This window comes from Achromobacter sp., assembly GCF_057314935.1.
Map to the genome: position 1 here is coordinate 5,084 of NZ_DBHKZA010000109.1, position 10,610 is coordinate 15,693.

General features: G+C 64.6%; 11 protein-coding genes and 1 pseudogene. 5 read left to right on the top strand and 7 right to left on the bottom strand.

All coding sequences use genetic code 11. From position 1 onward, the window contains the following. Positions 1 to 765, top strand: a pseudogene (locus ACO6D5_RS26975) (hypothetical protein); the annotation flags it as partial. A gap of 47 nt (positions 766 to 812) precedes the next feature. Here the strand turns inward: ACO6D5_RS26975 and ACO6D5_RS26980 are convergent. Together ACO6D5_RS26980 and ACO6D5_RS26985 are read right to left on the bottom strand one after the other, a co-directional pair. Beyond that, a complete protein-coding gene (locus ACO6D5_RS26980; protein ID WP_485827079.1) occupies positions 813 to 1,613 on the bottom strand; it encodes a hypothetical protein in 801 nt (266 codons plus the stop codon). After that, a complete protein-coding gene (locus ACO6D5_RS26985) occupies positions 1,606 to 2,025 on the bottom strand; it encodes a response regulator (RefSeq protein ID WP_485827080.1) in 420 nt (139 codons plus the stop codon). Before ACO6D5_RS26985 ends, ACO6D5_RS26980 begins: the two co-directional genes overlap by 8 nt. A gap of 407 nt (positions 2,026 to 2,432) precedes the next feature. On the opposite strand from ACO6D5_RS26985, the gene ACO6D5_RS26990 reads away from it, so the two are divergent. After that, the gene (locus tag ACO6D5_RS26990; protein ID WP_485827081.1) at positions 2,433 to 2,945 is read left to right on the top strand and encodes a hypothetical protein; all 513 of its coding nucleotides are present in this window, start codon (positions 2,433 to 2,435) and stop codon (positions 2,943 to 2,945) included. 172 nt (positions 2,946 to 3,117) lie between these two features. Further along, a complete protein-coding gene (locus ACO6D5_RS26995) occupies positions 3,118 to 3,486 on the top strand; it encodes a glycine zipper 2TM domain-containing protein (RefSeq protein WP_006226576.1) in 369 nt (122 codons plus the stop codon). Here the strand turns inward: ACO6D5_RS26995 and ACO6D5_RS27000 are convergent, their stop codons facing one another. Further along, positions 3,487 to 4,179 carry a GntR family transcriptional regulator gene (locus ACO6D5_RS27000; RefSeq protein WP_485827082.1) on the bottom strand — a complete coding sequence of 231 codons (693 nt, stop codon included), beginning with the start codon at positions 4,177 to 4,179 and terminating at the stop codon, positions 3,487 to 3,489. Between the two features lie 112 nt (positions 4,180 to 4,291). Beyond that, positions 4,292 to 4,738 carry a cupin domain-containing protein gene (locus ACO6D5_RS27005; RefSeq protein WP_485827083.1) on the bottom strand — a complete coding sequence of 149 codons (447 nt, stop codon included), beginning with the start codon at positions 4,736 to 4,738 and terminating at the stop codon, positions 4,292 to 4,294. Between the two features lie 200 nt (positions 4,739 to 4,938). On the opposite strand from ACO6D5_RS27005, the gene ACO6D5_RS27010 reads away from it, so the two are divergent. Further along, entirely contained in the window at positions 4,939 to 5,820 is an 882-nt protein-coding gene (locus ACO6D5_RS27010; protein WP_485827084.1) for a dihydrodipicolinate synthase family protein, read from the top strand. A 122-nt stretch (positions 5,821 to 5,942) separates the two neighbouring features. After that, entirely contained in the window at positions 5,943 to 6,782 is an 840-nt protein-coding gene (locus ACO6D5_RS27015; RefSeq protein WP_485827085.1) for a tripartite tricarboxylate transporter substrate binding protein, read from the top strand. A 12-nt stretch (positions 6,783 to 6,794) separates the two neighbouring features. Here ACO6D5_RS27015 and ACO6D5_RS27020 read toward each other — a convergent pair whose 3' ends face one another. The 3 genes from ACO6D5_RS27020 to ACO6D5_RS27030 all read right to left on the bottom strand — a co-directional run bounded on the left by ACO6D5_RS27020 (position 6,795) and on the right by ACO6D5_RS27030 (position 10,494). Continuing rightward, entirely contained in the window at positions 6,795 to 7,712 is a 918-nt protein-coding gene (locus ACO6D5_RS27020) for a LysR family transcriptional regulator (protein WP_315528936.1), read from the bottom strand. 32 nt (positions 7,713 to 7,744) lie between these two features. Then, positions 7,745 to 9,040, bottom strand: a complete 1,296-nt coding sequence (locus ACO6D5_RS27025) for a serine hydroxymethyltransferase (RefSeq protein ID WP_485827086.1) — start codon at positions 9,038 to 9,040, stop codon at positions 7,745 to 7,747. Positions 9,041 to 9,252: 212 nt separating this feature from the next. After that, positions 9,253 to 10,494, bottom strand: a complete 1,242-nt coding sequence (locus ACO6D5_RS27030) for a calcium:cation antiporter (RefSeq protein WP_485827087.1) — start codon at positions 10,492 to 10,494, stop codon at positions 9,253 to 9,255. Between the last annotated feature and the right edge of the window lie 116 nt (positions 10,495 to 10,610).

A 10,610-nucleotide genomic window follows, 5' to 3' on the forward strand; every position in this document is an offset into this window, starting at 1 on the left:
GCCGGACTGCTGATGTTGCCCGCAGGGCGGCACGCATTCACGGAAGGGTTGGAGGCAGCGGCGCTGCTGTGCCGTAACTATCGCTGCCAGGTGCTGGTGCGCGGCGCGCTGCGCGCGGATTGCGTGATCGCGGCGGGCGGTGACGTGTACTGCACTGAAACGCCGCCTATCCGCCTGCTGGCGACGGACGATGCCGACCGCAATCGCAGCCGCATCATGTCGCGCCCGGGCCGCAGCTATCGTTTCCACCCGCCCACGCATGCGATCGAGGACATCGTGGCGCCCCGCTGGTTACGGCGGGACGCGCGCGGCCATGCGCGGCTTGCAACGTGCCTGGCGGACCTTGCCGATGCGCACGCCTTGCTGCGCCCCGGCAAGGAGATCGACGGCGTCTATGACGGCTTTGCGGCCGATCTCGAGCAGGCAATGGAGACGCTGTCGGCGTTGTTGCGCACGGCGGGTCCGGCGCAGCTGTCGGTGCGGTTCGGGCCCAGCCCCTCGAACCACGCCGGGTATTCAGAGAATGCCGCGGGCGCGCGCGAGCTGGTGCGGCAGATCGATCATTCGGAATATGTGCGCATCAGCGCGACGCAGCCGGGCGCGGGCGGCGCCCTTGCGCTGCGGGTGGAATCGCTGAGCGCGCCCGTACGCGACCGCCCGGTGCGCGATGCCAGGCCTGATGACGACGACCCTGAGGCGCGCATGATCAAGCTGGCGTTACGCGACGCGATCGCACGGCTGTTGGCGCATTACGGTCCCGCGTAACCGGATGGGGAATCCGGCCGGTGCGTTGTCGCGCCGCCGGCAGGGCGTCAAAGATGCCGGTGGCTACACGCCATCGGCGCATCGATCAGCTTGCCCACGGCGTCCGCCATCTTTCTTGCGCTTTCTTCGTCCAGCCAGTCCGTGCGTATCGATCGAAAGCCCAGGCCAAGGCTGAAGTGCCAATCCAAATCGAAAATTCGATAGGCCTTGCCCGTGGCGGGGGAGTGCCATTCCACGTCAGGGTCTTCGAAGGCCGCGCCAATGAAATCGACGTGGTCGCCATAGGGAGGCAGGTCCGGTATCGGCTCGCCGGTTTCCGGCAGGCTCGGGACTTCCAGGTTTTCGCCGACATGCACGGCAGGATTCGGGCCGTCATAGGCCAGCAGCAGCAAGCCGAATCGTTGCGGATCGGTGTCGTACGTTTGGGCGATATGCGGACTCATGAAGGCGCGTGCCGCCGGCCCGATCAGGTAATGGGGGCTGCGCCAAGAGCTGCCCTCGTCATCCTGGAGAGTGCAGTCGAGTTCGATGCCGTGACGGGTCAGCAATTCGAATGTTTGCGCGATGCTGAAATCCGGCGCGGCCTTCAGGCCGGCGGGCAGGGCGGGACACCCTTCGTACAACGCCAGCACCTCGGCGGGGCTGCGCATCGTGTCTTCGTATCGGTAGGTGCAGTCCAGGGTCCGCGCCAGCGTCAAGCTCAGGTCGACGAGGGCGGGCATCGGCACGTTGCGCCCGAACGGGGGCAGCACCATGCCGATTTCCAGTAATCGGGCTTCAAGTTGTTTCCAATCCGGCGGCGGCAGGTGGGGATATCGCGGGAACAGGAACTGGTGGTGTTCAGACATGCGCCGCGTCTAGAGCGTGCGGCCTCGTCAACGCATCGGGGTTGCCCCGGTAGCGCGGCTGCCGCGCAGGCGCGGGCGTCAGGCGACGAATCGTCTTCAGCACCTCCTCCGGTTCGGCCGGCTTGCGCAGGTACGCCGCATAGCCGTCGCAAGTCGCGCTGATTTCGTGCTCGGGCCGGCCGCTCAACACCAGGACGGGCGTTTCGCTCAGATAGGCGTTTTCGCGCATTGCGGTGAGCAGCGCGCCGCCGTGCATGCCCGGCATGGAAAAGTCGGTGATCACGAGGTCAGGCCGCAGGTCAAGCATCTGCCGAAGCGCGGTCAGGCCGTCGGTATGCGTCGTGACGTCATAGCCTTCAATACGCAAGATCTCGCTCAACATGTCGACCAGCATCGGCTGATCGTCGACCAAAAGTATTTTTTTCATGATGGTTCAGTGCCACGTACTGCAGCGTTTGGATTTCTGGCCGCCCTGGCCGTCCGCAAGCGCCGTTGTCGGGCGTTCATGCGAAGTGTGGCGGGGCGGGGCCAGCGGCATTTCGCTCCTTCCGGGCGCTGACGGGGCAGGCGAAAGGAGGATGGCGGACCGTGGATAGCCGCATCCTAGGGCATGCGCGTTGTTCATGTGTGTCGTAATTGTATCGGGACGAAACGGGTGACTCGCCGGTCCGCGTGCCACGTCGTTGATGCGAAGCGGCACGGCCACTTTTTGCCATGCTTGAGCGGTGAGTCGATCGGCCATCGAGCAGTTGGCGCCGTGCTTTAATTCGATCTGGATCACGCGCGCGGCATGCGCCAAGCAACCCACGGGAGCCTGACTTGCCCATAGACTTCGATCAGATCGAGAGCGGTTTCATGGACACGTTGCGGGCGCAGTCCGCCTTCGCGGGCTGGAAGAGGAAGCGCAAGCGTTGCCTTTGGCGCGCGCTTGGCGACGTGGAACAAGGCGTGGAGCTGATCCGCTACAAGGCCTCTTTCGACAACCGGCAATGGGTGTCCTTGGGCCTGTACGTCTCGGTGCCTTGTGAGCGGGAGTGGCCGGTATACGTGCCCGCCGAAATCTGGGACAAGGGTCGGCTGTACCGCCGGGCGTATCTGGTGCCTGGCCACGGTCTGGTCGACGAGCCTACCTTCGCCAGCGGTGCCTCGGTCGCCGTCGCTACCCCGGAAGATTTGGCGGCATGGCTGGCTGCCCTTCCGGACGATATCGACGCGCACGTCGCTTCCTGGTTCAAGCAATACGAGACGCTGGAAGACGCTTCGTATGAGTATCAGATCCCCCGCTGGCGTTTGGAGAAGGCGGGCCTGATTCCTTTGGCGCCGGGCAGTTAGGGCGGATCGTCGTTGCGCGGAAAGCGATTGAAACCGCTTATACACCCCGTATCCCGGCCTGCGGGACTGACACATACCTGAAGTGATAACTTGCTTGCCAGACGAATGATTTCTGGTTCAAGCCGTTATGCATGGCTGCATCGCAGAAGCAGCCCGCTACAGGAGAATAAAGATGGCCATCACGAAACGACTCATTCAGGCGGTTCTCGCGGGCGTCCTGGCGCTGGGCGTCAGCATGACGGCGCAGGCCGACAAACAGACCCGCAATACCGTCATTGGCGCCGGATTGGGTGGCGTGGCCGGCGCATTGCTGTCCGAAGGCGACCCTTGGGCGACAGTGGGAGGCGCTGCCGCCGGCGGATTGCTGGGACACGTCATTACCGATGACGACCGCGGCGGACGCCGCCACGGCTGGGATCGCGACCGCGGACGCGACCATTCCTACCGGCGTGCAGGCTATCGGGGCTATGACGGCTATCGTGGCCACGATGGATACCGAGGCCACAACCGTTCAAACGGGCGTCACCACCATCGCCGTTGATCAGGCCGGGCGCTTCCGGAGCCAGTCGATCACGAACTCCCCCGATTCATGGATGTGCGTTCGCATCGACAGGCGCGCGGCGGCGGGGTCGCGCGCCACAAGCGCATCGACGATCGCCGCATGGTGCTCGATATTCTTGTTCATGCGCGACGCATACATGCCCAGCACGGTCATGTTCAGGATGTTCCTGGTGTAATCGGTATGCAGGTCCTTGATGACGCGCTCCAGCGACGAGTTGCCGGCAGCGTGGAAAATCAGGGAATGGAACTCCTGATTCCTGATGACCCATTGCCGCATCGGCCCCGCCGCATGGCGGTTGGGGGCGGAGCCCCCGTTGTTGACTTCCGCATAGAGCGCCGAGACCGCCTCCACGCATGCTGCGTGGGCAGATTGCAGCTTTTGCAGGTTGGCGTCGGTGATCCAGCGGGCGGCCAATTCTGCCGCCATTCCCTCCAGCTCCCCTCGCAGCCAATAGTTCTGGCCGATGTCTTTGACGGTGGGGGCGACGACGGTAGCGCCGTAGCGGGGCTGCTGGACGATCAAGCCTTTGATCTCCAGTTGCCGGAATGCTTCGCGCACGGGCGTCCGGCTGACGTCATACTCCTCGGCCAGCGACTCCTGCCGCAGCTTTCGTCCGGGCAGGTAGGTACCGTCGAAGATCTTTCTGGAGATATCTTCCACGAGTTGCTGCACGAGGTCTTCCCGGGGTTGCGGCGGCCTCGCCGCAACGGGCTGGCCGCCGTACGAGAAAGGGTGTGGCATTGTTTTGCTCCCGCCCCGGCATGCTGCGCCGGGGGCTTCTGCCTCAGTGTTCCAGGTCTTTTTCAGTGATCTCAGGCAATTCGCCCTTGATGTTCATCCTGCCTTCGTACACCGGGCCGGCCTTGGTGGTGGGGCCCTGGTACTGCACGAAGAAGATCGTGCCGCCGGTTTGCGTGCTGAGCGCCTCTTCGATGTGCGGGTCGGGATGGAAGACGACGGTGCCGGGCCCGAAGCGCTTGCCGCCCATGTCGAATTCGCCGTCGATCACGTACCAGACCTGCGCGAAGTCGTGCCGATGCAACGCAAAGCCTGCGCCCGCCTCATAGCGCAGAAAGCCGGCGTTCGGCTCCGTCGGCCGCTCAGCTCGGGTATGGAAGAGAAATTTCGTCTTGTTCTTGAACCGGCCCATTTCCCATTCCATGTCTTCGGGCACACGGTACTCGGGCAGGTGGTGAACGGGGGTCTGGTCGTTGGCGTTGTCGCTGCTCATGGCAAGCTCCTTTTCTGGACAGGGCCGCTAAAGTCTATCGAGCTTGCCGCAAAAATACTGGATACAAGATTGAGCGCGGGGGCGTGCGTGAAGCAGGCCGGCCGGCTTGCGGGCGAGGCATATCAGGCGCCTATAAATTTGATATTGGACCCGTCTGTCCAACCCTTCATAGACTCCAGCGAACTATGGAGAGGTGACCTATGCACTTGAAGGGAATCATCGGGTATCTGCTGACGCCGTGCGACGACGGCGGCCGTGTCGATCATGCGCTGCTGGCGATGCACGCGCAACGGTTGATCAGCGAAGGCGTGCACGCGCTGGCGCCGTTGGGCAGCGTCGGTTGCCTGCCTTATCTGGCCGACCACGAGCGCGAAGACGTCATCCGCACGGTCGTCGGTGTCGCCAATGGGCGGCTTCCCGTGCTGGCGGGCGTGTCCAGCCTGACCACGGCCAGTACCATCCGGCACGCGCAATACGCGGAGCGTGCCGGCGCAAGCGCCATCCAGGTGCTGCCTAGCACCTACTGGAAGCTGACGGAGCCCGAGATCTACGCGTATTACCGCGAGGTGTGCGAGGCGGTGTCGCTCCCGGTGATGGTTTACAACAATCCTTTCACCACCGGCATCGATCTGTCCGTGCCGTTCCTGGCCAGGCTGGCGGAGTTGCCCTCCGTGACGATGATCAAGGAAAGCAGCCCCGACGCGACAAAGATCGCCCGCCTGCGCGAGGCCTGTCCCGACAAGACCGCCATCTACATCGGCCTGAACAGCATGGCGCTGCAAGGGTTTGCTGACGGCGCGGAGGGCTGGTGCACGGCGTCGCCGAACGTCAGCGCGCAGTTCGCGCTGAACCTGTATCGCTGTGCCATGTCCGGCGACAGCGAAGGCGCGCAAGCATGGTTTGCAAAGCAGATCGACCTGCTGGATTTCCTGATCGAGCATGGCTTGCCGAGATCCGTCTCTGCGGGCATGCAACTCCAGGGCGTGTCGCCGGGACGGTTGCGCGCGCCGTTGTCCGCGCTGGGCGTTGAGCATGAACCCGCGCTTCTTGGAATCCTTAAAAGCATGGAGATCGTGAAATGAACCACGCACTGCGACGTTGCGCGGCAGCTCTGCTGGGAGTCGTCGTCCCGGTGGCGGCCACCTGGGCGGGCGGATATCCGTCGCAACCCATCCGCCTGATCGTCCCTTTCGGCGCGGGAGGCGTGACCGACACGACCGCGCGGGTGTTCGCGGAAGGTCTGGCCCGGGAATTGGGACAGCCTGTCGTGGTCGAGAACCGAGCAGGGGCCGGTGGCTCGATTGCGGCCGGGGCCGTGGCGAAATCGGCCGGAGACGGCTACACGCTGCTTGTCATCACCAACGGCATGGTCGCCGTCAATCCGCTTATCTACAAGACGCTGCCGTACGATCCGAACAAGGATTTCACCTACGTCGCCATGCTCGCCAACACGCCTACCGTCCTGGCAGTGGGGGCGGACAGCCCCTATCGGTCGCTGCCGGAGCTGGTCGGCGCGGCGGCCGTCCAGGCCGACAAGATCGCGTTCTCCACGGCGGGCGAGGGATCCGACAATTATCAGGTGCTGGAGCTTTTGCAGCAGGCGACGGGGGTGAAGATGCTGCACGTTCCCTATAAAAGCGGCAACGAGTCCCTGACCGCCGTGATGAGCCGCAATACGGATGTGACGGCGGTATCCGCCGTGACGGCAGTGGGCTTTATCGAAGCGGGCCAGATCCGGCCGTTTGCCGTGACGTCTTCGCGCCGCCTTGCCAACCTGCCGGATATTCCGACCGTCAAGGAAGTGCTGGGCAAAGAGGCCGAGGGCGGATCGCTTTCCGGCATCGCGGTGCCCGCCGCCACGCCCGCGGAAATCGTCGCGCGCTTGAATGCCGCCATTTCCGTGGTGGCGGCGAGCCCTTCGGTGCAGGAAAAGATCTATGCGCGCGGCAGCGAACCTGTGGACAGGTCGCAGGAGGCGTTCGCGCGCAAAGTCGTCGAAGAACAGAAGAAGTGGGCGGGCATCCTGGCAGGCGTGCGGAAATAGGGGGGAAACGCCTTAGGCTGGCCGCGCATCGCCTTGCACGGCCAGTACCTCGCGGGCCGTATCGGTGAACCAGCGCACCGCGGGGTTCATGCGATGGGCATGCACCGCCAGCGCCATGGGGTAGGTCAGCGGCGCGCCGGACGCGTCCACCAGATCCACATAGGCGACGTTGTCGATCGCGATCTGACGCATCGCTTCAGGCACGATCGCCACGCCGAGGCCGGCGGCGATCAACGGCAGGCTGATCAAGGCGTGGGAGGATTCCTGCATGACCTTCGGGTGAAACCCGGCCTGCCGGCAAGCCGCAACGATCTCGCCCGCGAAGCCCGGGCTGTCCGAATGCGCCAGCGTGACCAGCGTGTCGTCGCCCAGGTCGGACAGCGCGACCGCCTTCCGGCCAGCGGCGGGATGCATTCCTGGGACGGCGAGAATCAGCCGTTGCCGGTTCAGCGCGATCATGTCGATGCCCGGCACGCGGGATGCCGGAGGAACCAGGAAGGCGGCATCCAGTTCGCCGCGCTGCAATTCTCCCAAGATGCTGACAGTGCTGCCGCTGGTCAAGCGCAGCCGGATGTGGGGAAACTGGTGGGTAAATTCGGGCAAGATCAACGGCAGCAACCGCAACGCCGCGCTTGGAACCGCGCATACCCGCAGGGTGCCGATACGGCCCTGCGCGGCATCTCGCGTGACTTCCAGGGCGGATTGGGCGCCGTCCAGCAGGCGCGTGGCTTCCCCCAGGAAGGCGCCTCCCGCGGCCGTCAAGCGTACGCCCAGACGGTCGCGCTCGAACAGCGGCGCGCCGATCTCGGCTTCCAGGCGCTTGATGGCAATGCTCAAGGGCGGTTGCGTCATGTTGAGACGTTCGGCCGCGCGCCGGTAATTCAGTTCCGTGGCAAGCACCACGAACTGCTTGAGCTGCCTGAAATCCATCTCGTGCTCCGCCTGCCCGGCTGGTCGGACGTCTAGTAAGGAAGCGGAAACCGCTTGGCCAGATCCGCGACGCCTGCGCGAACCGCGCCTTCGGTGCGGGCGTTGACCGTGCCCGCGCGTACGTCGCCGAGCACGGCCAGGATCATGTCTCCGATCTCCTTGAAGGCGTCGGGGCCCATGCCTCGGGAAGTGCACGCGGCGCTGCCCACGCGGATGCCCGAGGTCACGGTCGGCTTGGCATCGTCGAAAGGCACCGCATTCTTGTTCAAGGTAATGCCGACTTGCTCCAGGGCCAGTTCGGCCGCATTGCCGGCCAGCCCCCATGGGCGCAGATCGACCACGCCCAGGTGGCAATCGGTGCCGCCGGATACGATGGACAGGCCGCCTTCGCCAAGCCGGTCGCACAGGGTTTTCGCGTTGCCCACCACGGCCCGGACGTAGGTGCGGAACGACGGTTGCAGCGCCTCGCCCAGCGCGACGGCCTTGGCCGCGACGATGTGCATCAGCGGGCCGCCCTGCAAGCCGGGGAAAACGGCCGAGTCGATCTTCTTCGCGATGTCGCCGTCGTTGCAGAGGATCATGCCGCCGCGCGGTCCGCGCAGCGTCTTGTGCGTGGTGGTCGTGGTGACGTGCGCATGCGGCACCGGCGACGGATAGACGCCACCGGCGACGAGACCCGCGAAGTGCGCCATGTCGGCCATGAAGACCGCGCCCACGTCGTCGGCGATGGCGCGGAACCGCGCGAAGTCCAGCGTGCGGGAATAGGCCGAACCGCCCGCGACGATCAGCTTCGGGCGCTCGCGTTTGGCAATGCGTTCCACTTCGTCCATGTCCACGCGCTGCGATGCCGGGTCCACCCCATAGCTCAGGGTCTGGAACCACCGGCCCGACAGGTTGACCTTGGCGCCGTGCGTCAGATGCCCTCCCGCTTTGAGATCCAGGCCCAGGATCTTGTCTCCGGGCGTCAGCAACGCCAGATAGACGGCCTGGTTCGCCTGGCTTCCCGAGTGGGGCTGCACGTTCACGTACCCGGCGCCGAACAGCAGCTTCGCCCGGGCGATCGCGAGGTTTTCCGCCACGTCCACGTTCATGCAGCCGCCATAGTAGCGGCGGCCGGAATAGCCTTCGGCATACTTGTTCGTCAGCACCGAGCCCTGGGTATCGAGCACGGCGCGACTGGCGAAGTTTTCGGAGGCGATGAGTTCGATCGAGTGCCGCTGCCGATGCTGTTCCGCGTCGATGGCGGCCCAGATCTCGCGGTCGGCCTGCGGCAAGGAAAGGGCGCTGACAACGGGCAGCGGGCCGTCGGGAAGTGCAGTGTTCGTCATGATGGATGCCTGCGGCGAAGAGGGTGGGCGGTCAGGCCCAGCCTGGCAGCGCGCGTCGCTGGCGTCTGCGAAAGTGACGATGGCGTCCATCCGCCGGCCTGGGCCAAAAGAGGCAGTGTAGGAGGGGAGTGGAATTGCCATTCATGCCACATTCTGCATAATGGGCAGACCACTTTTCTGCCCTGCCGCACCCCGCCGGAACGCTTGCCGCGTCAGGGGTTGAACAAGAGAAAGCCGTAGGTGATGAACAACGCCAGGTGCATGGCGCCTTGCATGACGGAGGTCCGCTGCCCGTTGAATGACAGCATGCCCAGCAGCACCGTCAAGGCCAGCAACACCGTCTCCAAGGGCGATATCCCCATGACGACCTGCTTGCCCGTGATAAGGCCGATGACCAGCACGGCCGGGACGGTCAGGCCGACGGTGGACACGAAGGCGCCCAGGCAGAGGTTGATGGCGCGCTGCATCTCATTGTTCAGGGCGGCCTTGACGGCGGTCAGGGATTCCGGCGTGAAAACGATGATGGCGATCAAGACGCCGCTAACCGCGACCGGCGCGCCCGCCGTTGCCACGCCGTAGTCGATGACGATGGCCAGGTGATGCGCCAGCAGGACGATAGGGATGATCATGCCCAGTAGCAGCAGGCTGCTGCGCAGGATGGCGGACCGGTCGCCGGATGTGGATGCCGGATCCTTCGGCTGGGGCGTGGTTTTCTCGGGGTGCGCCGCCACGGCCATCAGGCCGGGATGCGGTTGAATGAAGAGCCGCTTCTCGCTGCGCATCTGAAGCAGCAGGAACACCGCATACAGCGCGGCAGTGATCGCCGCGATGGTCCAGCCTTGCAGCGTCGTGAATTCGCCGGCGCCGGACAGGTAGTTCGGCAGGACCAGCGCGGTGCCCGTCAGCAGCACGATCATCGCCAGATAGGCGTTGGCGCCTTGGGCGTTGAACTCTTGCTCGCCATACTTCAGGCCGCCCGCGATCAGGCAGATCCCCATGACGAGGTTCACGATGATCATCATCACGGCAAAGATCGAATCGCGCCCGATGGTCGGGAATTCACCTGGGCCAAGCAGCACCGAGGCGATCAGGATCACCTCGATCGACACGATGGAAAGCGTGAGGATCAGCGTGCCATAGGGTTCGCCCAGCTTATGCGCCAGGAGATCCGCTTCATGGACCACGCCGAAGGATGCGGCGATGATGGTGAAGAACAAGACCGCGAAGCAGGCGATCGCGGCAATCGGGGTAAGGGGTTGCGCCAGCCACGTGCCGCCATAGGCCGTAAAGGCGATCACGACAAGCCAGGCCCATCCCAGCTTGAACCAGGTGGTCTTGGGAATGCGATTGTCGTGCGGGGAGGGCACGGCGGTTTCCGGTGCGCTCGCGGCAGCCGAAGGCGCGCGAGGAACGACAAAGGCGGGAAGGAGGGCGGGGAAAAGCGGGACGCGCATCGCTGGTCTTTCCATGAAAGATGAGCGGGGTCGTCCCCGATAAAGACACGCCAACCAGGTCGTCCTGGGGGGCGAGAGCGAGCTGCTCGGTCGCTGAAATTCTAACCGATCGGGGG